The sequence below is a fragment of the Alteraurantiacibacter palmitatis genome, assembly GCF_037154115.1.
In the GTDB taxonomy this organism is placed as follows: domain Bacteria; phylum Pseudomonadota; class Alphaproteobacteria; order Sphingomonadales; family Sphingomonadaceae; genus Alteraurantiacibacter; species Alteraurantiacibacter palmitatis.
Window position 1 is genome coordinate 1 of the sequence record NZ_JBANRO010000015.1, and the last position, 21,722, is coordinate 21,722.

Here is a 21,722-nt window from a genome sequence, read left to right on the forward strand (position 1 = left end):
CATCGCCTCAATCCAACTCTTCACCCGCCGCATCGCAAGGCTATGAAATCACGACCGATAATTATGAATCAGGCTCTGAAGCCCTTGGGTTTATGGCGAAAGCGGGCGAGATCCCTTTTGGGGTTGGCTAAATATGCAACCTCGGTATCTGGCCAGTTTCCGCATACTCCGCGAGAACGCCTTAAAATTCCCGCAGTCGGGCAATACGTTTCGAGCGCGATAGTGTTGTTCCAATATGGAGAACCCGCCCCCCTGCTTGACGTCAACATGTCGCGGGTAATCGAACGGTTTCTCCACCCGCGAAGCCGAGCTGATATCAGACACGACCCTTGGTTACGAGATGCCGCCGTTTGGTTTGCGCGCGGGCCTCGGCCGGAGATCGCGAATTGGGCCATTCTCGATTTTGCAGCACTCGTGTGCAAGGCGCGTCCTCCCCTTTGCAGCGAATGCCCTGTAAGGCCGCGGTGCAACTACGCTCGAAGCAAATAGCGAAGGGCGCTGTCGAATCTTGGGCTCACTTAACCAATCCGCGCCTTCGCCGTCTTCCGAAACACCACGCTGCCGATGCCGGTCAGCGCGAGTACGACCGTAAGAACGTCGGCCTCGGTCAGCCCTTCGGGCAGAATACCAAGCGCCGCGGCCACGCCCCACAGACTGCCGATGACGCCGGTCCAGATGGCTTTGGACGCCCACCAGGGTTTCAGTTCTTCCATGTCGTTTCTCCATAACAAAGCCCGCTGGCATAGCGAGCGGCCGGGTTGATGATGGGGGTGGCGGTTCAAGCCTCGTTGGTGGACAGGACACCGTTGGCGGCCAACTGGACCGGTTTCGCGCTCGCAGGCGTCTTGCGGTAGACAGGCCGTCGAATGGCAATGCAGCGGTCCCGGGCGATCCGGGTGATGGTCACGCCGTCGGACTGGTTTCCGCCGAGCACATGGAACGCACCATAGTCCTCGCCAACATAGAGCCCGACATGACCGGATCCCTGCGCGCGGCGGAACACCAGGATGTCGCCCAATTGAGCCCGGTCGGCTGATGTCCCGAACTTCGCCCAGTTGCGCGCCCAGAGAGGGCCTTCCACCATCGGCCAGCCCGCGCGCTTTGCGACCACGGCCATGAACAGACCGCACCAGGGGATGCTGTCGGCGGTGAAGGTCTTCGTGAGGCCCGTCTCCTTGGCCCAGCCCATGATGGCTGAGTTATTGCCAGGCCCGGCCACCTCGAAGGTGCCGTAGAGCTTGCGGGCCTCCTCCAAGATCCTGGGCAGCGGACGCAGGTCATCGATCCAGCCATAGGCCGGTGGCAGCGGTTTCATGGATGTCTCCCGGGATGTTAGCGGCCGGAAAGGCCTTTGATGGTGGCGTATAGGACGGCGAGCGCGGTTGCGAAGGTCGACAGCCACTTGACGAACCGGACCATGCCGGTTGCGGTGTTCCAGGCCTCGAGCAGGTCCTTCAGCTCCTTGCGGACGGCCTTCAGGTCCTCTTGCATGGCCTCGAGGTCGGCCCTGATCAGTGCGATCTCCACGGCTGGATCACGATCCGGATTGGGAGCCATCAGCGCAGCCTCCCGACGATGGCGATGTCGCCCGGGGCCGCATTGATGGCGTGCCCGGCCGGCAGATCGAAGTCCGTCTGCTTCTGCCGGGCGCCAGTTGCGCAATGGACGAACAGCGCCTCGCGCTCGAGCTGGGCCGGCCCGGTCACCACCTCGAAGTGGTACTGCACACCGAGCGTCCGCCGGAACTTCTGAACCACGCAGCACAGCGTGAAATCGTCATGAAAACGCCGGGTGAATTCCCCGGCTGGCAGATAGCCGCCGCCGTTCTCGACATTGTGGCAGCCGGGCGTCCAGCGCTGGGTAATCGGGCGATCAGGCCCCTCGAAGACGTAGTCGGCCCACCCGTTGACGGCGACCGATACGTGCTCGCACAGGGTCCATTCCACCCCGGCATCGTACATCTCGACGATGATGGGGTTGAGCCTGGGCGGTACGAACTCCAGCATCGGCCAGAGCCGCCAGGAGTTGGCCGCCCGGCGGAAGGTGAACCCGTTTTTGAACACCCCGTAGTTGATGTCGAGGTCGTCGTTGATCGGGATGACCTCGTCGGTGACCGTCGGTCGGCGATCTGCCTGCATCTCTTTTCCCCTTAGCTGACCGTCACCGACACGACTTCTCGCATCGTATGCGTGCCTGACTGGCCGCCCGAGGTGCCGATCGCGGCGCCGCCCTGGGTGGCGGAGAGGTTGAAGGTGTCGGTCGCGGCGTTGATGACGAAGTAGGTCGTGTTGGCGAAGATCCCGGTCGGCAGAGCCCCGCTGGTCGTGAACTGAACCCGCTTGCCGTTGGTGAGCCCGTGCCCAGCAGCGGTGACCGTTGCCGGACTGGCAATGGTGATGGTCGCCGTGCGGGGAAGCATGCTGGCGAACGGGTTGCCGCTCAGCGCACCGAAAGCCTGGTAGGACGTGATAGGGTTCTTGTAGCCGTAGCGGGTGCCGGATCCGGAACCGGTGAAGCTGATCGCCGCGCCGCCCGGGGTGGCCGCGATCTTGAATGCGCTGGCGCTCACCACCGACTGGACGAAATAGATCGTGAACGCGGTGATCCCGGTGGGCATACCACCGGTGCAATAGAACTGGACCGGGTCACCCACCGCGAGGCCATGCGAGGTCCAGTTGATGTTGTTGGTCGGCGACGGGCTGAAGGTGATCCCGGTCACGTTGGTGAGCCAGGCGACCGAGCCCGTACCCAGGGTGAAGCTGGTGCCGTTGATGCGCAGGCGCTGCGGGACCGGCGTGGCATTGTAGCCGTCGATGCCGATCAGCGTCGTCGAGGTGCTGGCGTAAAAATCGTAGCTGTGAACCAGAGCGCGGATGGTGCGGCCCTGCCAAGTCGCGGGTGCGAAATTGCCGCCGGAAAGATAGCTGAAGTATCCGCCATCAGCTCCGAACTGCTCGCCCGCGCTGTACTTGTCGCCCCATGCGTAATAGCTGACCGGCAGATCAATCCGCTGGCCGTCACTGCCGGCCCCCAGCAGGGCGCAAAGAACGCCGGCCATCAGCTGACACCCGCGCCGCTGATCACCCAGGTCGTGGCGGAGACCTTGACCAGCGTTGCCATGCCATAGCCCTCGAGATTGCGGGTCCCGGTGTTGGCGGTGCCTGCCTGGCGCAGCGTATCGGTGGTTATCGATATGGTCTGAACTGTGGCGCTGTCGTTGTAGATGGCGATCGTCGCGCCGATCGGAAACGCGACCGAGGCGTTTGCCGGAATGACGATCCCGCCGGTGGTGATGCTGATGTGCTTGCCGCTGTCGGTCAGCACCAAGGTGTAGGCCGCGGTCTTCGCATTCTGCGGAATGCCCCGGAAACCGACGCTGGTGGTAGCAATCGTGCCCGTGTCGCTGACAGTCGAGGCGGCGTTGAGCGTGCCGCTGTTGATCGTCGGGCTGGTCAGCGTCTTGTTGGTGAGCGTCTGCGTATCGGTGGTGCCGACCACCACGCCCGAAGGCACGGCTTTCCCGGCCCAAGCGGTAAGCGTCACGTTGTAGGCCTGCACGTCCGTGCCGATGGCCAGACCAAGATTCGTCCGCGCCGTGGCTGCATCCGGTGCGCCGGTCCCGCCATTGGCAATGCCGATGGTGCCGCTGAGCTTGGCGGCGGACAGCGAAGTCAACCAGCTGGGATCAGCATAGCTGCCGGTTGCCAGCAGGGCATTGGTGCCCTGTGACGGGGCGGCGAGCCCCACGGTCCAGGCCGCAATCGTACCGCTGCCGCCGGTCATGCCGACATTGACGACAAGCGCACCGGTGCCGCTGGTATAGGCGGTGATCTGCCCGTGCATCCAGTTGGTCGGCGACGCCGTGCTGGTGATTGTCACCCACTGGCCGACCACCAGGGCCTTGCCGGTCTGGATGGTGAGCGACTTTGAGCCCGTGCCGACGGCAAGACTGGTCGTGCTGGTCGCGCTGGTGCCCGGCGCATTGACGGCCGTCGCCGCGCTGGCGGCAGCGTTCGCGGCATAGCCGTTGGTCTCGGTGGCGAGCGCATTGGCCTGGGTAACGAAGGTCGGCAGCGCGCCGAGGAAGGCTTCGGCGCGCACGTTGAAGTTCGCCGCATCCGTCCGGGACGGCGGCGTCGGCAGGTCTGTGATGGGCATGGGAGCTCCCTCGGGAGGGTTTAGGCCGAAAAAATCAGGTGAGCCCCTCGATGGTCAGGCTGCAGTAGCTGACGGTCGGGTAGGCAAGGTCGATCGAGAACTCCTTGTAGAAGCCGTAGACGGTCAGGCTCTCGAAGGTCTCGGATCCGATCCACAGGACCGGCGTGGCGCGGAGCGCGGCAAGATTGCGATGGATGTCGTCGACCGCATCGGTCGGCATGACGACCCTTGCGGTCATGCGCTTGGCAAAGGCCCGCTCGACCACGGAGATGACGCCGAACTGGTCGGCTTCCTTGCGGCTGTAATCGATGATGCCGATGTCGACGCCGTGCTCGGTGTCGCCCAGAGAGAGCTGACGCCCCAGCAGCAGCGACCCGCACGACACGATGTCGGCTGGATTATCGCGGGTAATGGTGACGGTGACGACGCCGTTTGCGTAGACCGGCACGTCGAGGAACAGCAGCGTCGACTTGCGGCCGATCGGCTCGAAGAACCACGAAAACCAGTTGTCGATGGCATTGCCGCCGAGGTTGAAGCTCTGCGTGCTGGTGTAGTTGGTGACACCATCAACGGTCAGCGTGACGGTGGCGCTTTCGGCATCGGTGTCGATCAATGCCACGGCATCGACCGCACCCGGCGCCAGCACGGCCTGGAGTGACGCCGCCCGGGTGCTGGCCGTGCCGACCCGCGCATCGAACATCGCCCAGCGGTTGGTGGGACCAAGGTCCAGCCACTTCGTCGGATCGGTCGCCGGGTTGACCCCGGTCGAGGCCGCCAGTGCCTCGTAGCGCCGGTGGGTTGAGGCAAGGATCACCCTGTTGCCCGTCACATAGGCGGTGCCGGCACTCCAGGCAGGATGGTCATTTTCGGGCACGGTGCTGCTGGTCAGCATGGCGTCGGTGATCGTGACGGGCCGCAGCAGTTTCATGCCGCATTCCTCGTCGATAGCGCGTCGCCATCCGGGGTCACCCGCTCGAGGATCCGCGCAGTCTTGGTGGTGCCCGAGGCAATAGCGGCCGAGGCAATGCGCTGTTCGCCGCGCAGGTCCGCCACTTCTTGCCGCAGTGCCCGCAGTTCATCGAGCAGCGCCGATTGGTCATCATTGGCCGGAATGGTCGCCGTGCCCATCTGGTTGGCGGCCAACTGCTCCCACCAGCTGGGCTCCGGATTGCCGGTCGCAGCCGGATCCATGGCCATGCCACCGTCGGCGGCCTGGGTAATGATCGCCAGCGTCTGCTCGAGGCTGGCCGCCGTCAGGCCTTGTAGCCGGGCCAGATCTTCTGAGGTGCGGGCGGTTTCGGCAGCCTGCGACAGCAACGCCTGACTGAGACCCGGCAGTGATTTTGCCGCCTCCTGGTCACCACTGCGGGCCAGCATGGAGGCATTGTTGAACTTCGCCAGCGCCTCGGCATAGCTGCCGGTCTTCGTACCCATCACGCCCCGGATCCGCTCGATCTCGGCAATCAGGGCTTCGGTGATCGCCGCCCAGGCCGAGCGCAGCTTCTCGGCGGCACTGGCTGCCGCTTCGGCCGCCTGCCGCTGGTCCTCGAGCGCCCAGATCTGCTGCTGCAGCGCCCGGTTGGAGGCGTCAAGCTGGGCAAGGTCGAGCGCGCGGAGAGCCGTCGTATCACCCTGCAGTTCCAGCAGGCGGCGCTCGAGCGAGGCGCGTTCGTCAGCAATGGCGGCCGCGCTGGCCGCATCTTGGGCTGCCCCCACCAGGTCCGCGAATGCCGGGGCAAGCTGGATCAGCGCGACATAGGCCGCCCGCCCGGCCTCGGTGGTGAGGTCCTGGGCTTCGACCAGTGCCCGGAAGCCCGCGATGCTATCGGGCATGGCGAGACCCATGCCGGCGAGCGCAGAGGTCATCTGCGCCGTGCGCGCGGCGGCCTGTTCGGTGCCGGTGTAATAGAGCGCAAAATATTCGCCGGTCGCCGCGGTCATGTCGCTGACCGTGCCGAACAGCCCGACGAGGTTCATGGACGCGGCGATCGTAAGGTTGGTGGACCGGCCCAGCATGGTCATGGCGCTGGTGACCGCCTCGACGCTGGAGGCAACGCGGATCAGGGTCTCGAAATAACCTTCACCAACCTTCTGGAACTGGTCGAGGCCGGCAATGGCGTAGCGGGCAAGGTTGTCGGCCGCCGCGCCGAACACGGCTGCCAGCTTCTCCTGGATCTGCGCGCCGGTCAGGCCCTTGAGGTCAATCTTGCCGATGTTGATGACAAAGCTGTCGAGCCGGTCCTGCACCTCGTCCAGCGACAGGCCCAGCGGGCCGGCAGCGGCCGAGATGGCATCGTAGAAGCCGGTGAAGATCAAACTGAACTGACGCTCCAGTTCGGCGCTCGCCTCGGAATATTGCGTGCTGTAGCGGGTGCTGGTCGTGATCCCGAGGAACTTCTTCTTTTTCTGGATGTCGGTGTAATACTGACCCTCGAACCCGCCAGACATGATGCCGCCGAGCGACTGGGCACCGCCGTAGATGCCCTGACCGACGACACTGGTCTTGGTGCCGAACAGCGATCCGATCAGCTTGCCGATCGCGCCCACGACACCGCCGAGGATGCCGCCGATCACCGGGATCTTGTCGAGGACCGAGCCCACCTTCTGCATGGCCCCGCCCAGGATGGCGGTGACGCCGGTCGGCTTGAACCCGGTCTGCACGCCGGCAGCGAGGTCTTCGGCGCCATTGGTGCGGATGATGAGGTTGGTGAGGCCGCCGATATTGGCCTCGATGCTGCGCAGCGACGCCAGCATGGCGGCGGAATAGCGCATGGTCAGCGTGTCGACCTCGCGCAGATGATCGATGGCTTTTGCGATGCTCTCGGACTTGGCTTCCGCATCGCCGAACACCGTGTCAGTGCCGTCGTTGGCCGCCTCAAGCTTAGGTCCACCGCCGCCAAAGGCCCCGCCAATCGCGACACCGAGCGAGGCGATAACCCCGGCTGTGACCGCGCCTGCCGCGATGTTGAGCGGGAATGGCAGCGAGCGGATCGCATTCACGACCGCCTCGACTGCCTTGATGCCGGTGGTGATGATCGAGTTGCCCTGTTCGACACCGGCCCGCGCCGTATCGGACGCAGCCATGGCGGTATCGGAGGCGACCTTGGCGGTCGTCTGCGCGCCGATCAGCCCGATTTTCACCGCGGCGTTCTTGATCGCGACCGCCAGCTCATAGGCCCGGAAGGCCTTCTCGGCCGCCTCCAGCGCCTGGAATCCCTTCGACCCTGCCTTGAAGAAGCCCTTCGCGGCGCTCGCGAGATTGCCATAGTGGTTGATCTCGGCCGACGCTTGCGCGGTGCGTGCAGCAGCATACTGGAACGAGGCGCGGCCGTATTCGCGCTCGGCCTCGGCAATGCGCCGGGTGGCGGCCTCCTGGTCTGCGGCATAGCGGGCAAACTCGGCCGCGACCGCGCCGATCGCACCGCCGACGCTGCCGAAGGCTTCGGCCATGCCCTGCGCCGCGGTCTGGGTCCGGTCGGCCATTTCCTGGAGCGTATCGAGATACTGCTCCTGTTCCTTGAGGCCAAAATCATGCTCGATCAGCTGGCTGCGCGCAGCCCGATAGCGTTCCCAGGCCTCGACCCCGCGTTCCAGCACGATCTGTTCGCGCTCGGCCTCGAGGTTGGCCAGTGCCTGCGCCCGGGCCAACTGGCCGAGCAGCGAGACCTGCAGTTCGAGCGGAGCAACGGTCTGGCGCAGGAATTCCGACGTCGCGAAGGCGCGGGTCGCCTGCTCCCAGGCTTCGCCGGCTTCGAGAATGGCAATGCGTGCGGCGTCGGTCGGGGCCTTGAGCGCCGCCAAGGCGACTTCCATCCGCTTGATCTCGATCGGCGTCTTGCCGATCTTGGCGGTTTCCATGGCGAGAGCGGCGGCGAATTCCTGCGCAGCCTGCAGGGCGCGCTCGGCTTCGCTTTCCTCGCGGCTTTTGCGGCCAGTTCCGGCGCGGCCCGCCCGGTCCGAACGATCAGCGCGGATGCCGGCAGCGTCGGCGGCGAGCCGATCGCGGGCCGCCTGCAGGGTGTTCTCGCGCCACTGGGCCGAGAAAGCATCCATCATGGTCATGGCGTCGCCAAAGGCCGAAGAGAACTCGTCGCGTACCGTCGCGCCCATGCGGGCAGTCGAGCCGGCAAAGCTGTTTTCCATGCGCGGCAGGGCGACCGTCTCGAGTCTGTTGATCGTGGCAAGGCCGACCCGATCGAGCACCGGGTTGACCCAGCTCGCCAGCCAGTTGAGCGCGGCGATGGCCTTGTTGGCGAGATACTCGATCCCGCTGATTGCCAGGTTGGCAGCGCCCACGGCGGCTTCGCCGATCACCCCTGGCAGCGCCTGCCAGACGGTGCGGATCGCGCCAAACCCGCCGACCCAGCCGGCATAGATCACCGCGATGCTGATCTTGCCGACCTCGAGCACCTTCTGGAACGCCCAGACAGCCCAGTCCTTGAGGTTGGAGAAGACCGGGCCGAGGTTGAGCCCGTCGCTGATCGTGCGCCATAGCCCGCGCATGACGTCGCCGGCCGTGATCCCGATCGGCCCCAGCTTCTCCATCTCCTTGGCGGTGAGGCCAAGGCTCTGGGCATAGCGGTCGAGTTCGCCCGACTGCTTGACGCTCGACTGGAACAGCTTGAACGCACCGAACGCGATCCCGGCCGCTGCCGCTGCTGCCAGCAGATAGGGATTGGTGAGCGCGGCAGCAGCTGCACTGGCGGAAAGCCCCAGCAGGGCGCGGGCCATACCGCCGATGCCGACGCCAGCCTGCATCGCGATCTGGCCGATCTGGGAGCCCTGCTGCATGAACACGGTCATCGGTTTCTGGCCTGAGGCGAGGCTCACCACCACGTCGTTCAGCTGGTAGACGAGGTTCTGCATCTGGTGCCCGGCAAGCTTTGCCGAACCGCCCATGCGGGTGATGCCGCGCGTACCGACGGCCTCGATGGCCCGGTCAGCGCGCCCGGCGGTCGCCACGATATCGTTCATCGTCCCGCCGACGGCGCGCTTCATGTCGGCCATCTCCTTCTGGAGACGGGCGATGTTGGTGATCATCTCGATTTCGAGCGTGCCGGCTTTCATCGGTTCACTCCTTCGAGTTGATCAGCGCCCGGAAGGCTTGGGAGACTTTGCGGGATACAGTGGGGCGATTGGTGCCGTCGGTGATGTCGGTCCAGGGCGCCGGGCAATCGGGTTCCCTGGCATTCTGGCTTTCGGCGACGAACTCGGCCGACAGGCGGCGAAGCAGCCGGCAGAGCCACGGTGCCAGTTCAAGCCCGATGCACGACTGCCATTGGCCGATGGTGCCCCATGACAACGGCACCGGTCCCATGGCGCCCGGTTCGGATGCGCCGATGTCCATCAGGGTGTCGATGATCCATGGCGCACGGATGGGCGGCATGTCGGGGACGATGCCGTCGACGCCCAAGCGCTGGAGGCGTGTCTGCGGTTCAGGCCCTTCCGGTGTCTTGGCCGCAGACTGGCGAGGCTTGGGCGCGGTGCCGAGCCAGGCCAGCTGCCGGACGTAGAGGCTCAGCTCGCGGCCGAGCTCGTCGTAAAATTTGCCCAGTCATTGATGTGGGCTGCGACCTGGGCGGCGATGAAGCCGATCGAAGGGTCTTCGTAGGCCTTGCGGAACAGTGCAGCGCCTTCCAGCCCCTCGGCCGGCGGATAGGTGAAGTGGTTGAAGCTGACCGTGCAGGCAGCGAGGAACTCGGCCTGTTCGGCGAGCTTTTCCTCGGCCGACTGGTCCATCTTCCCGCGCTTCTTGATCTTGTCGACCAGCAGGTTCTGCTGGCGCGACTGGGCGCGCTGATAGACCTTGGTGCCCGGGCCATAGACGGTGATCGAGAGGCGCTGGCCCTTGTCGTCGTACAGCGGGGCGTCATCGCCGCCGACCAGTTCGACGGTCGAGGTTTCGGTCGCGGCAAGCTTGGTAATGTCGAACATGAATGGTCTCCGTCAGGTGCATGTCAGGGATCAGGGGGCCAGAACTTCAACCACGCCGACACCGGCGGAATTGGTCGTCAGTTCCAGCGTCACGGTGGCGGTGGTGATCTGGTCGACCGAGCCGACGTTCACCTTGAAGCTCATGACCTGCGCCTGGAAATAGTACTTGTCGCCGTTCTGGGTGGTCACGAGGAAGCTGTGATCGCTGTCTGAGGTGGAAGCGGATTTCAGCAGGATCTGGCCGGCATCGTCGGTATCGAGACCGAGCTGGATGGTCATCGTGCCCTGGTTGAAGCTGCCCTTCTTCTTGACGACGCCGCGGCTGCCGACCGGATTGAAGGTGACGAGGTTGTATTCCCGGCCGAACTCGCCGAGGTCCGACACCTCGCCGACCAGCGTCATGGTCAGCGCATTGTAGCCGGTGGGATCGAAGGTCGCAGGGGTAGAGGCTGACACCTTCAACGTGGTGCCGGCGGAAGTCCGAACGGTCATGGCAGTGGTTCCTTGATTGTTGGTGAGGCTTCAGCGCGCCTCGTTGAATGAGACGCGGAAATCCTGCGTCTGCATGTGGATGCCGGTCTCCTCGTCGAGGAAATCAGGACCGGCGGAGTCGGTGTGGACGGTCACATCGGTGAGCCCGTCGATTGCGGGCATGCGGTCGGCTGCTGCCGCCCGGACCGCGCGGATCATGGCCTTGGCGGCCGGATAGCTGGCGGCGAGCACCGTCACCTGCACCCGCTCGGTCACCCTGCGTTTCGGGCCGGGCGCGGCGATATTGCGGTCGGTGCTGCTGACCGACATGAGCGAAATGGCCGGAAGCGAGGTGCCCTGCGGCAGCATTCCAGCGACAATCCGCACCGCAGGGACGAGGGCTGTCACGCCGGTGTCAACCACCAGGAGGACACGGACCGCAATCACCCCGTTCATTCGTCATCGACCTCGAGGCTGGGCGCCTTGAGGTTCCCGATCTGGACGCGGTGGGCGATGTAAGCGCCCATGGCGTTGACGGCTTCCTCGGCCTTCTGGTCGAGCGCCGGGCGCAGGAATGGCTTGGCGGCATGACCGGGGTGCATGATCACCGGGCCGACGAAGTTCTCGCCGATCTTCAGGCTTCCGCGCTTCACCATCTTGTTGATCGTGCCAATGCTGACCTTGCGGGGGCCACGGCGAGTATTGCGCACCGGCTTGTCGGCCTCGGCGACCGAGATGAGGTGCGGCGCGACGCCATATTCGATGAACAGGCCGAGATAGGAGCCAGACCCGCGCAACTTGACGTAGGAACTGAGCCGGCTGCCATTGGTGCGGGTGCCGATGCCGATCGCCCGCTTGAGTTGGCCAGTCTTGACCGGGACATTGGCCTTGGCCTGCTGCTGGATGACCTTGGCCCCGGCACGCAGCCCGCCGCGGACAACGTTGCGCTCGAGGTTCTTGGGCAGTTCATCGAGCATGCGCAGCAGTTCAGGGCCGCCCTTGAGCCGGATCGTCATGGCGCGGCTCCCTCACTGCTATGCTGCTCGACAATGAGCTCAATGCCTTCGCGGCGCCCGATTTCGGCCGGGCCCGACACGATCTGCAGGGTGCGGGTCCCGATGATGATTCGCATGTCCGGGGTGATCCCGGCGAGATGGCGCATGCGGATCCGCGCCGGGCGGTTGGCGACGACAATACTGTCGGCCAGACGTTCGGCCCGGCTTGGCAGGACGTCCTGGATCTCGGCCCAGACCGAAGCGAATTCCACCCAGGCGACGGTGTCGGTCCCGTAGAGGGGATCAGGGGTGACGATTTTGCGCTCGATCCGGATCCGGGTGTCGAGCCTGGATGCTAGACCCATCGCGCGGCCAGCTGGTTGACCAGGGTATCGAAGGCTAGGCAGGAAGCACCCTCGCGGTTTTCGAACAGGGAGGCGGTTTTCACGAGGATTGCGGCCCGGGAGATCGCCAGATTCGGGTGATCCTCGGCAAAACCGGCCGACAGGGTAATGGTGATCTGCCCATCTGGAGCAAGCTTAGGCCATGATTTGCCGGCTGCTGGCCGGATCCGCATAAATCCATGGCGTGTCCGGGCAACATAGTCGGCCTCAGGCAAGCTAACCGTCGCACCGCTGGTGGCAGTGTAGGTGATGGCCGCAATGGTCACCGGCCGAACTGGCACGGTGATTTCATCGGGCCAGGCGTCCAGCACCATGGCCAGTGTCTGCGGACACACCCGCAGATCGGCAAGCCATTCAAGCTCGGCCTGGGCCGCATCAAGGTGGATGGCCAGCAGCATGTCCTCGTCATGGGTATCGAGACGCAGCTGCTGGCGCGCTTCTTCCAGTGTCACCGCGCGTATGGTTGGTGCGGTGACGATCGTGATCATTTCGTGCGCGTCCGGGCGGGCTTTGGCGCGTCAGGCTGTTTCTCGACCGGCTCGGCCAAGCCGCGCTGGCGAAGGATTTCGCCGTCATTGTCAGCGATCTCGAAGGTCTGCCCGGCCAGAATGATATCAGGACCGACCGCGCTCACATGCAGCGTATCGAGGGCTCTCATCAGCATGGTGCTGTCTCCCAAAAGAGCGAATGGGGCCGACCGTTCAGCCGGCCCCATCCAGATTAGGGTGCAGTGGAGGCAGTGATGGCGGCGGCAAACGCGCCCTTCACGAAGGCTTCCGGGCGGTAGACCGCGAGCGCGAGACGCTCTTCGGCAAGGATCGTGACCAGGTTCTTGCGGAAGTTCTGGTCATCCTCGGTCGAGATCTCGACCCGGGCATCCCAGCGGTCGAAGATCTGTGCTCCCAGCTGGAACGCACCGGTCAGGAAATTGCCCTGCGCAATCGCCTGGGTGGCCACGATCGGCATGCCCCACAGCGTCGGCGCAAGGCCGCCCTGCGGATTGCCGATGAGGTAGCTTCCGGTCGTTTCCTTGAGCAGCTCGATGCTGGCCCAGTCGGAGGGGTGCAGTACCGCGCCCGTCGTCGGCAGTTCCGCCAGCGCGGACTTCAGCACTGCAAGGCGCAGGACGTCGATCCGGGTCACCGGTGCCGGGATGGTAATCGGCGCGGTGTAGGCGGTCGCCTGCGTGTAGATGCCGTTCAGGTCCGTGCCGGTGCCAGCCCCGTTCAGCAGCTGGTTTTCCTCGACCAATGCCAAGCCGTAGCGCAGGCGCCCGTCAATATAGGACTGGAGCATCGGCACATCGTCGAGGATCTGGCGGGTTGCCAACACCCAGTGGGCGATGGTGGTGACGCTGCTGGTCGCGATGTCGAACTTTATGTCGGACTGCGGCTTCAGCGCACCGGTCGTTTCCGCCACCGTCGCCGCCGCATTGGTGAAGCCGGTCTCCTTGACGTACTGGACCGAGGTGCTGGCGGTGCGGCCCGGGGTCAGCAGATCGCGGACCGTCAGGCGGCGCTGTCCGGGCACAATCATGCCCGGCAGCCGGTCGGGGACAATCAGGTCGCCGGCCGAGCCCATGGCATCGGTGGTCAGGCCCGAGATGATCGCCTTCACCTCGACACTGGCGCGGCCGCGCGAGACCTTGGATTCGAGGAAAGACTTGATCTCCTCGGACGCGACGACCTGCTGCCCGATCGACTGGTGGGCGCTCTGGTCATCCGACCCCTTGCGGGCGATCTTCTGCTCGAGCTCGTCGAGCCGGGCCTTAGCCTCGTTCATGCCGACCAGGGCTTCGTCTGCCAGCTGCTTGGTAGCAGCGGACAGGTCTTCGCCCTTGGCGGCCTTGCCCAATGCTTCGTCGGCGATGGCTTTGACCTGGTCGACCTTGGCGTCGAACGCGGCTTTCACTTCTTGCGCCAACTGCTCGGCGGTCTTGGGTTCAGTCATGGGGTGCTCCGTGAAAAGCGGGTGTCAGGTGCGAGCCTGCGCGGCGAGCGCCGCCAGAAACTCGGACGGATCACTGCCGGACTCACTCCGGAGCAGCGGAGCCAGACCTTTGCCCGCGATCGCGGTGGCCTGGCTTTTCGAGAACCCTGCCTCGCGCAGGAAATCCTCAAACTGGGAAAGGCTCGGCATCTGGCCGGCCGCGATCAGCGATTTGACGCTGGTGATCAGCGCCTTCTCGTTCATCGGAATGGTGACGAGGCTGACCTCGTGGAGCGCGACCTCGACCAGGTGGCGGGCCTTGCCGACCATGCGGTCCCGGATGGCGCGATAGCCGATCGACAGCCCGCCGATGGCACCATCCTTGACCAGGCCATGGGCCTCGCGGCCCGTGGTGGTCGACATCGAGAAGCGGCCTTTGACCAGCAGACCATCGCTGGTTTCCTGAAAGTGGGTCCAGACGCCCGCTGGGCGCTTCTGGTCATGGTACATCAGCATTGGCACGGACTTGCGGCCGGCGATCGATGCAGTGATGGCGCCGGGCAGGATGACGTCGCCGCCATGGTCGAGATTGCCGTAGCCGGCAGCCAGACCCTCGATGTGGCCGTCATCATCGAGCGCCTTGGCGTCGAGAGTGAAGTCAAGTTCGTTCAATTGGGTTCTCCCGGTCCCGGCGGCACCGGCGGCGCAAGGCCTGCCCCAAGACCAGCCAAGGTGATGGGGACGTTCTGCATCTGCATGCGGGGCACATCGCCGCCTTCGACCGGCGGCAGGTTCTCGAGGCTGCGCACCTCGTTGATGGTTATGACGCCGTTGGTCAGCATCTGCTGGTAGAAGGAGGCCCGGGCCGCACTGTCACCGCGCAACAGGCCTTCCAGGTTGAACTCGATGGTGATGCCGGCCAGCCGATCGGCGACCGACAGCAGTTGCTTTTCCAGCGCCTGTTCGATGCGCTTCAGGCGCCGGCGCAGGGTGAACTTCTGGAATCCCAGCGTCTGCTGCTCGAGGCCGGTGCCCCAGCTGGTTGTTTTCTCGGTGTGGCCGACCATGAACGGCGGCACACCGAAGAAGCGGCAGACTTCCTCGACCGAGAAGGCCCGGCTTTGCAGCATCTGCGCGTCTTCCGGGCTGATCGACAGCTGGACCCAGTCCATGCCGCGGTCGAGCAGCATCGGCCGTCCGGCGTTGATCGCACCGGCAAACTTCTCCTGCAGCAGCTCCTCGGCCAGCCGGCGCTGGTCGATCGTCAGCGTATCGGCGGTCTTCAGCAGGCCCGACGGGCGCACCCCGTTGCGGAAGGTGTCGCCAGAAGCCCGCTCGATCGCCTGGGCCAGCCCGAACGTCTGCCGCCCAGCGCTCAGTGTCGAGAGGCCGCCCAGCGGATTGCCGCCGAAGCCACGAATATGCAGCACCCGGTCCTGGCCGACGACATGGCGAACGCCCTGGTCGACCCATTCATACTCCAGCGCACCGTCATCGCGGCGGCGCACGGCCATCAGTTCAGGGTTGATCGGCACGCCCAGCGCAATCACCCGGCCGTTGCCGGCCCGGATGACCTCGGCGTAGGCATTGCCGTGCAGCTCTACGCTGGCGCAGATGAACTCCCAGAAATCGAGCGCGGTCTGGTCGGCGTTCGGGCTGTCATGCAGGATCCGGTAGAGCGGATGGTCATCCGCAACGGTGCGGGCACCATTCCGGGTGCGATAAACAACCAGCGGCAGCGAGGCGATCGTGCCGGCCAGCAGGTTGACGCAGGCCCAGGCTGCGGCCAGTCCGAGGACCGAGGTGGTGCTGACGATCTCGCCGCTGGCGCTGGGGCGCGCGCCCATTTCCCGGTAGAGGAACGGGTCGGTAAGGCCGATCGAGCGGGCCAGATAGCTGACCGCCTTTTGCAGCAGGTTCACGCGGCGAGGCTCTTCAGCCAGTCGTCGATCGTGCCGCCGGTGTCACTGGACATCGCCGCTCCCACTGCCATGCACAGCGCCACGGCTGCGTCGATCTTGTTCAGGGCTCTCTGCTTGGAGAGCCAGTAATTGTCCCAGCGGTCGGTCTCGATGACCGCCGACATGATGGCCGAGACCAGCACCGGGTTGCGTCTGAGCCGGATCCGGCCCTCGAGCATCATCTCTTCAAGCTGGCGGACCGATCCAGGCATCCACAGACCTTGCGGTTCGCGATCCTGGCTTTTGGCGGCCATTTTCATGGCATCGGTCGGTTTGCCGCGCTTGGTGCCGCCCTGCGGGTGCTCGACGAACTCCATGTCGAGGCCGAGTTCGGCGATGTCCTCTTCCAGCCGCCGGAAGGCGTAGCGGTCGTAGGCGACCATCTGGACGTCGTAATCGCAGTCGTATTCGGCCAGTGCTTGGGCAACGTGCCGGAAATTGATGTTCTCGCCCTGCGGCGCCTGCAGGAATCCTTGGCGTACCCAGACGTCATAGGGCTGCTTGTCACGCAAGGTGCGTGCCTGCAGCGTGTCCCCGGGCGTCCAGGCCTCGATCCACGCATCGAAGCAGGGTTTGCCGTCACGATCTCCGGTCCGCTGAACGGCGGCGAGCGCGGTAATGTCCCGGTTCTGGCTGAGATCGAGCCCGAGCCAGACCTTGGTTCCCACCTTCGGCTCAAAGTTCGCCAGCAAAGGTTCCAGCGTCGCCCGGGTCATCCAGGCGGTCTCGGCATCGGTCCAGACACAGAAATGCAGGCGCAGGATGCCGTTCAGTTGCCCTGGAATGGCCCGGGCCTGCGCAACGACCTCGGCGAGATATTCCTCCGTGATGGTGACGCCGAGCAGCGGGTTGGCCTTGATCCAGCAGGCCGGATCATTGAGCGGGTCGTCGCCCTCGTCGAGCGCACAAACGTAGCTGAACGTGGTGTCGTCCAGCACTTCACCCAGATAAGTCGGGTCGGTCAGCGCATCGATGTTGCCGGCCGCGACCTTTACCGCGTGCTCATGCTCTTCCCAGGCCACCGAATTGCGGTCGGAGCCCGAGTTGGTGATCATGAACAGCAGCGGTTCGCGCCGGAACTTGAAGCCGCGTTCCAGCATCTCGATGATCGAGCGGTCGGGCAGCTCGTGGATCTCGTCCGCCAGCACGAAATAGGGCCGCGGGCCCGAGCCGGTCTTGCCGGTATCGCGCGACACCGGGCGGAAGAACGATCCCGACGCGTGGTGCGCGATGTTGAACTCACGGCCCGGACCGCCCGAGAATTCCAGCCGCCGCGCGAGAGCGGGCGAATGGCGGACCATCTTCACCGCGTCGGCGAAGAGAATGCCCGCCTGTTCTCGCTTGGCGGCGGCCGCATAGATCTGGGCGCCGGCTTCACCGGCCGCCGTCATGCCGAACAGGCCAATCCCGCCCGCGACCGGCGATTTGCCGTTACCCTTGCCCTGTTCGATGTAGGCGCGGCGGAAACGTCTGCGGCCGTCGGCACGTTTCCACCCGAACAGGCTGCCGATGATGAAGGCCTGGCTCGGCTCCAGCCGGAAGGGCTGGCCCTCGAACTGGCCTTCGGAAAGCTTCAGCACCTCCTCGAAGAACCCGAAGGCGTGGTTTGCAGCCTCGAGATCGAACCGGATCCCGTCGGAGCGCTTGAGGTCGTCGAGGTGTCGGCGACAGGCATTGCGCACGTGCGGTCCGGCAATGATCTCCCCGGCAACAACCGCGCGGGCGTAGTCGGTCGTCCGGTCAACTGAAGAAGCGGTCGGCGGGGTCGGCGCCTTCCGACGTCGCCTCGGCGGAGATCCTGCTTCTGGCACTGGGCGTCATCCCGAATTCTGCAGCGTAACGCATCATGTCCGCGGCAGCCTTGTTGGCGGTGCCGACCAGCGGGTTCTGGATGGCGTTGCCGTTGGACGTCTTGATCATCAGGCCGCCCGTGAGCTGGTCCTTCTCGGCCATCTTGGCGATCGCCCGTTCGGCCTGGACCCAGCGGCCGTATGCCTGCGCGTAGGCGGCCAATGCGGCGCGATCGACCTCGGACAGGAGGCCGATCCGGCGCAGCCAGTGGGCGACCCGGTTCCATTCCTCCAGCGCGTCAGCGGTCAAATGGGGCGGTGGTGCCGGCAGTGCCGCAGGCACAGCGGCCTCCTTTCGGTTCAGCGGGCGCTTGCCGCGGTTACCTTCAATCAGCTTCAGATGGGTTGGTTTTGGTTTCGTTCCGGGCTTCATCGTTCAATTCCTGGGGGAGCCCGGCCGCGATCTCGTCAAATGTCCGGCCGTCGCCTTCCAGGGTTGCGGCAGCGCCGGTGAAATCCTGCCAGCGCTTGATGGTTACATCGACATAGGCCGGGTTGAGCTCAATCGCGTGGACCGAACGGCCGGTCATTTCGCCGGCAATGATCGTGGTCCCGGAGCCTGAGAACGGCTCGTAGACCGCCTGGCCGGGACTGGAATTGTTCTCGATCGGGCGCTTCATGCACTCGACCGGCTTCTGGGTGCCGTGACCCGTCTCGTTCTTCTTGGGCTTGGCGATGTGCCAGACGGTCGTCTGCTTGCGATCGCCAGCCCAGTGACCTTTCGCGCCCTTTTTCACGGCGTACCAGCAGGGCTCATGCTCCCAGTGATAATCGCCGCGGGACAGAACCAGCTGACCCTTGTCCCAGATTATCTGGGAGCGGAGCTGGAAGCCGCTGACGGCAAGGCTATCGCCAACAACCCCCGCAAACAGGCCGGCATGCCAGACATAGGCGACGTCGCCCGGGAACAGTGCCCATGCTTCGCGCCAGTCCGCCTTGTCGTCGTTCAGCACCTTGCCCTTGGCCGAGCCGCTGGCAGCAACGCCTGCTTTCTCGCGCCAGGCCGGGTCATATTCCACCCCGTAGGGCGGATCGGTGACCATCAGGTGCGGCGTGATGCCGTTCAACGCCTTGGCCACGGTGTCGGCATCGGTGCTGTCACCGCACACCAGCCGGTGCTTGCCGAGCAGCCAAACGTCGCCGGGGGAACTCACCGGAATTTCCGGAGCGTTGGGAATCTCGTCGGGATCGGTCAGGCCCTCGGTCTTCTCGGCCAGCAGCTTCGACAGCTCGTCGTCCGAGAACCCGGTCAGCATCAGGTCGAAATCGAAACCCTGCAGGTCGCCCAGTTCGACCGCGAGCAGCTCGAGGTCCCAGCCAGCGTTCAGCGCCAGCTTGTTATCGGCGATGACATAGGCCTTCTTCTGGGCCTCGCTCCAGCCCTTGGCGACCATGGTCGGGATCTGCGTCAGGCCCAACTTGCGCGCCGCAAGCAGCCGGCCGTGGCCCGCGATCAGGCCGCCGTCCTCGTCGACGAGCACCGGGTTGGTCCAACCCCATTCGCGGATCGAGGCCGCGATTTGCGCGACCTGCTCGTCCGAATGCGTGCGGGAATTTCGCGCGTAGGGCGTGATTTTCTCTATCGGCCAGAACTCGCTGTTCTGGGCCGGCCAATCAGGGGCCATGATGGTCTCCGTCGATGGATTGGCTGCCACGAAGCCGAAAGGCGAACATCGATCGCCGCGGTCGGCAGAATCTGACTAGCGAGCCCAGATTGCCTGTGCTCCAACCTCAGAATCTTTAGTTTCGGAGGCAGCAGCATGGATCGCGTTGAGGTAACTATGGCCTTCAGCTGGGTTCCTGTCGGCGCAGTCTCTCTTGACGAGCAGCAGAAGCTCCGCTTTCCGAAGACTGCAGCCCAGCCTGGTCTTTACCGGTTTGAGATTATCTCAGCGGAGAGCCTCACCCAGTACATTGGCGAAACAGACCAGCTGTCGCGCAGATTGCAGCACTATCGCACCCCAGGCCCATCGCAACGAACGAACCTTCGCCTAAACGCATTGCTTGTCGAACACCTCAATCGTGGTGACCGGGTATCATTATCCGCGGTTACAGAGGGCGTCACAGCATCCTGCGCGGGGCGCGAACACCATGTCGATTTGTCCGTCAAATCAGAGCGCGTTTTACTGGAGTGCGCTGCCCTTCTGAATGCCAGAGCGGCTGGTGTGCCGACCTTAAATCTCTAGCGGCGAGGCGAATGATGTCACGATCTAACGAGTTGGCCTTCGACAAAGCCATGCACGAAATCTACGACAATGCTCTCTCCGAATGCGGATATCGCGCCACGCGGTTTCTCAATTTGGTGAACCAGATCGGCGGCCTTGAGGCAGCTAGGCAGTTGCTGCGATCCGATGGTCATCCCGAGGGGTTGACCGCCCTGTGGGAACATGGGCGGCTTGACCTGTCCATGGAAGCACTGCTCCTCCAGGAGCAATGGAGCACACTTTTCACTGCCGATGAACTGAAGTTGGCAAGGCGTCGGCTTCAGAAGCTCGGGTATTCACCAGCCAGCTAATGCGCTGTGTTATCAGACTTGTTCTGGGGTTCGCTGTGGGCGGGATAATCGGTCTCTGTCTCGCCGTTACAGCTCTGGTCGTACTGGGACGACTACTGGGATAATCCAGCGACCGGTCGATCGCCCTACGCTTCGGCCTCGATTGCGAAGTGGGTCACGAAGCCGGTCAGGTAGGGCAGGCGCTTGGGAATGCCTGATTCGCGCGATGTGGTGCGGCTGATGGTCCAGCCCATCCAGCGGGTGATTGCAGCGTCGATCGCGGCCTCGAGGTCGAGACCGGCGTGGATTCCGTTGTGCACGTCATCGGCGAAGTGGCGGCCGTGTCGGCTGTCGAGAAAGTCCCGCACCCCTTCGGCGGTCGCGCCGGTGGCCTTGGCAACCACCGGAAAGGCGATGCTCCAAGCGGCGTCCGCGTCCGTGAACCCGGCGGTCGATCCGTAGAAACCCCAGGCTTCGTTGCGGGTCGCAAGGGTCGAGTTGGTCATCGTAGGTCTCCGTGGTTGGCGGAGACGGCTAACGCTCTGTTCGCGGGCACTATCCAGTCAAATAGACGGTTTTCCATCACTTTGCCGACCTGCACCCCCGGTCGCTAACTCGCGGGCGTGAAAAGTTTGGGCCAGGCGCGGTTTCCCCTCCCGAGGCCCCAGACTTTCGACCCGTCCCCGGGGGGCTCAGCCGATCGGCCAGCCATCCGGGCCGGTGCCGAGGGTCCGGCGAAGGCCGAACTGCTCCGCCGTGCGCGTCCGGTGACAGTCAGCACAGAGACAGCGGATGTTGCTATCGTCATCGTTGCCACCCTGGGTGAGCGGCACGATGTGGTCGGGTACTGTGGCTTCCCGAACGATGCCCCTGGCAGCGCAGTCCCGGCAGAGCGGCTCGGTCTGTAATCGTCGCAGACGCTGCGCTACTGCCCGACGTCCCCGTTGCCGTTCAGCCATGCGCAACGCCTGAAACGAACAACGCCCGGAAGCTGGTGGGCTCCGGGCGCAGTTCTCAATCCTCTATTTCGGAAGGTCTACAGCATTGGGCAAGTCTGGTCAATTAAAAGTTCACAAATACCCCAATAAAGTCAGTTTGTTACTTGAATTGGTGGGCGAGTGAATCTGATCACGAACTGTCGCTTCCAATGCGAAACAGGCGACACAAAGCATCCAGACCATGGCCAAGGTTGATGAGGTCCGCTGCCGGCCAGCTCGATGCTTCGACTTCATGGCACACCACGGCATGAACCAGGACGCTGGGCTTGCGGCCGATCGTGCCGGGGGCATCGTGGTCGGCTGTGCGCAGCATCATGATCGCAGCAGCGGCGCGGCGACGAACCTTCTCGACCAGATCCGGATCATGGTCAGGCGCGCTACCACCGAAGATACCCTCGTTGATGAGTAGGGCCGTCACCGAGCGCGGCTGGTCCATGGGCAGCCCCATGACCGCACGGTTGCGGGCCATGATTTCACCGTACATCTCACCTGCCGCATATTGGTCCGCTGTGATCTTGCCCGCGAAGG

At 64.5% G+C, this 21,722-nt stretch carries 27 protein-coding genes; 2 read left to right on the forward strand and 25 right to left on the reverse strand.

What is annotated here, in order from left to right; all coding sequences use genetic code 11:
• Window positions 1-518: 518 nt before the first annotated feature.
• From WFP44_RS15165 to WFP44_RS15270, 22 genes are all read right to left on the reverse strand, one after another.
• A complete protein-coding gene (locus WFP44_RS15165) occupies window positions 519-713 on the reverse strand; it encodes a hypothetical protein (RefSeq protein WP_336927500.1) in 195 nt (64 codons plus the stop codon).
• Window positions 714-778: 65 nt separating this feature from the next.
• Window positions 779-1,315, reverse strand: a complete 537-nt coding sequence (locus WFP44_RS15170; protein ID WP_336927501.1) for a TIGR02594 family protein — start codon at window positions 1,313-1,315, stop codon at window positions 779-781.
• Between the two features lie 17 nt (window positions 1,316-1,332).
• On the reverse strand, window positions 1,333-1,557 hold the full coding sequence (locus WFP44_RS15175) for a hypothetical protein (RefSeq protein WP_336927502.1): 225 nt from the start codon (window positions 1,555-1,557) through the stop codon (window positions 1,333-1,335).
• Complete coding sequence (locus tag WFP44_RS15180; RefSeq protein ID WP_336927504.1) at window positions 1,557-2,138, reverse strand: hypothetical protein; 582 nt, start codon at window positions 2,136-2,138, stop codon at window positions 1,557-1,559. The genes WFP44_RS15175 and WFP44_RS15180 overlap by 1 nt, the downstream gene beginning before the upstream one ends.
• Before the next feature lie 11 nt (window positions 2,139-2,149).
• Window positions 2,150-3,058, reverse strand: a complete 909-nt coding sequence (locus WFP44_RS15185; RefSeq protein WP_336927506.1) for a hypothetical protein — start codon at window positions 3,056-3,058, stop codon at window positions 2,150-2,152.
• Window positions 3,058-4,158 carry a hypothetical protein gene (locus WFP44_RS15190; protein ID WP_336927508.1) on the reverse strand — a complete coding sequence of 367 codons (1,101 nt, stop codon included), beginning with the start codon at window positions 4,156-4,158 and terminating at the stop codon, window positions 3,058-3,060. The genes WFP44_RS15185 and WFP44_RS15190 overlap by 1 nt, the downstream gene beginning before the upstream one ends.
• Before the next feature lie 34 nt (window positions 4,159-4,192).
• Window positions 4,193-5,086: a hypothetical protein gene (locus WFP44_RS15195; protein WP_336927510.1), complete on the reverse strand. Its 894-nt coding sequence runs from the start codon at window positions 5,084-5,086 to the stop codon at window positions 4,193-4,195.
• Entirely contained in the window at window positions 5,083-9,225 is a 4,143-nt protein-coding gene (locus WFP44_RS15200; RefSeq protein ID WP_336927512.1) for a phage tail length tape measure family protein, read from the reverse strand. Before WFP44_RS15200 ends, WFP44_RS15195 begins: the two co-directional genes overlap by 4 nt.
• Window positions 9,226-9,229: 4 nt before the next feature.
• Window positions 9,230-9,571, reverse strand: a complete 342-nt coding sequence (locus WFP44_RS15205; RefSeq protein WP_336927513.1) for a hypothetical protein — start codon at window positions 9,569-9,571, stop codon at window positions 9,230-9,232.
• A gap of 104 nt (window positions 9,572-9,675) precedes the next feature.
• Window positions 9,676-10,092: a hypothetical protein gene (locus WFP44_RS15210; RefSeq protein ID WP_054437706.1), complete on the reverse strand. Its 417-nt coding sequence runs from the start codon at window positions 10,090-10,092 to the stop codon at window positions 9,676-9,678.
• A 30-nt stretch (window positions 10,093-10,122) separates the two neighbouring features.
• Entirely contained in the window at window positions 10,123-10,584 is a 462-nt protein-coding gene (locus WFP44_RS15215; RefSeq protein ID WP_021245860.1) for a hypothetical protein, read from the reverse strand.
• A 30-nt stretch (window positions 10,585-10,614) separates the two neighbouring features.
• Window positions 10,615-11,019, reverse strand: a complete 405-nt coding sequence (gene gp17, locus WFP44_RS15220) for a tail completion protein gp17 (RefSeq protein WP_336927517.1) — start codon at window positions 11,017-11,019, stop codon at window positions 10,615-10,617.
• Window positions 11,016-11,579 (reverse strand): HK97-gp10 family putative phage morphogenesis protein, encoded by a 564-nt coding sequence (locus WFP44_RS15225; RefSeq protein ID WP_336927518.1) that lies wholly within the window; start codon window positions 11,577-11,579, stop codon window positions 11,016-11,018. Before WFP44_RS15225 ends, gp17 begins: the two co-directional genes overlap by 4 nt.
• Entirely contained in the window at window positions 11,576-11,923 is a 348-nt protein-coding gene (locus tag WFP44_RS15230; RefSeq protein WP_336927520.1) for a phage head closure protein, read from the reverse strand. The genes WFP44_RS15225 and WFP44_RS15230 overlap by 4 nt, the downstream gene beginning before the upstream one ends.
• On the reverse strand, window positions 11,914-12,450 hold the full coding sequence (locus tag WFP44_RS15235; RefSeq protein ID WP_336927522.1) for a head-tail connector protein: 537 nt from the start codon (window positions 12,448-12,450) through the stop codon (window positions 11,914-11,916). Before WFP44_RS15235 ends, WFP44_RS15230 begins: the two co-directional genes overlap by 10 nt.
• Window positions 12,447-12,626, reverse strand: coding sequence for a hypothetical protein (locus tag WFP44_RS15240; protein WP_336927524.1), 180 nt, complete (start codon window positions 12,624-12,626; stop codon window positions 12,447-12,449). Before WFP44_RS15240 ends, WFP44_RS15235 begins: the two co-directional genes overlap by 4 nt.
• 56 nt (window positions 12,627-12,682) lie before the next feature.
• Window positions 12,683-13,912, reverse strand: a complete 1,230-nt coding sequence (locus tag WFP44_RS15245) for a phage major capsid protein (protein WP_336927526.1) — start codon at window positions 13,910-13,912, stop codon at window positions 12,683-12,685.
• Between the two features lie 24 nt (window positions 13,913-13,936).
• Entirely contained in the window at window positions 13,937-14,563 is a 627-nt protein-coding gene (locus WFP44_RS15250; RefSeq protein WP_336927527.1) for an HK97 family phage prohead protease, read from the reverse strand.
• Window positions 14,560-15,813 carry a phage portal protein gene (locus tag WFP44_RS15255; protein WP_336927528.1) on the reverse strand — a complete coding sequence of 418 codons (1,254 nt, stop codon included), beginning with the start codon at window positions 15,811-15,813 and terminating at the stop codon, window positions 14,560-14,562. The genes WFP44_RS15250 and WFP44_RS15255 overlap by 4 nt, the downstream gene beginning before the upstream one ends.
• Window positions 15,810-17,534: a terminase large subunit gene (locus WFP44_RS15260; RefSeq protein ID WP_336927529.1), complete on the reverse strand. Its 1,725-nt coding sequence runs from the start codon at window positions 17,532-17,534 to the stop codon at window positions 15,810-15,812. The genes WFP44_RS15255 and WFP44_RS15260 overlap by 4 nt, the downstream gene beginning before the upstream one ends.
• A 58-nt stretch (window positions 17,535-17,592) precedes the next feature.
• The gene (locus WFP44_RS15265) at window positions 17,593-18,075 is read right to left on the reverse strand and encodes a phage terminase small subunit P27 family (protein WP_336927531.1); all 483 of its coding nucleotides are present in this window, start codon (window positions 18,073-18,075) and stop codon (window positions 17,593-17,595) included.
• Window positions 18,029-19,357, reverse strand: coding sequence for a site-specific DNA-methyltransferase (locus tag WFP44_RS15270; protein WP_336927533.1), 1,329 nt, complete (start codon window positions 19,355-19,357; stop codon window positions 18,029-18,031). Before WFP44_RS15270 ends, WFP44_RS15265 begins: the two co-directional genes overlap by 47 nt.
• 105 nt (window positions 19,358-19,462) lie before the next feature.
• Between WFP44_RS15270 and WFP44_RS15275 the strand changes: the two genes are divergently transcribed.
• Together WFP44_RS15275 and WFP44_RS15280 are read left to right on the forward strand one after the other, a co-directional pair.
• Window positions 19,463-19,888: a GIY-YIG nuclease family protein gene (locus tag WFP44_RS15275; protein WP_336927534.1), complete on the forward strand. Its 426-nt coding sequence runs from the start codon at window positions 19,463-19,465 to the stop codon at window positions 19,886-19,888.
• Window positions 19,889-19,938: 50 nt separating this feature from the next.
• A complete protein-coding gene (locus tag WFP44_RS15280; RefSeq protein WP_336927535.1) occupies window positions 19,939-20,217 on the forward strand; it encodes a hypothetical protein in 279 nt (92 codons plus the stop codon).
• Window positions 20,218-20,342: 125 nt separating this feature from the next.
• Here the strand turns inward: WFP44_RS15280 and WFP44_RS15285 are convergent, their stop codons facing one another.
• The 3 genes from WFP44_RS15285 to WFP44_RS15295 form a co-directional block, all read right to left on the reverse strand.
• Window positions 20,343-20,702: a hypothetical protein gene (locus WFP44_RS15285; RefSeq protein WP_336927536.1), complete on the reverse strand. Its 360-nt coding sequence runs from the start codon at window positions 20,700-20,702 to the stop codon at window positions 20,343-20,345.
• Window positions 20,703-20,888: 186 nt separating this feature from the next.
• A complete protein-coding gene (locus WFP44_RS15290; protein ID WP_336927538.1) occupies window positions 20,889-21,155 on the reverse strand; it encodes an HNH endonuclease signature motif containing protein in 267 nt (88 codons plus the stop codon).
• A gap of 169 nt (window positions 21,156-21,324) precedes the next feature.
• Window positions 21,325-21,722 (reverse strand): hypothetical protein (locus WFP44_RS15295; protein WP_336927539.1); only part of this gene is annotated, 398 nt, incomplete at its 5' end.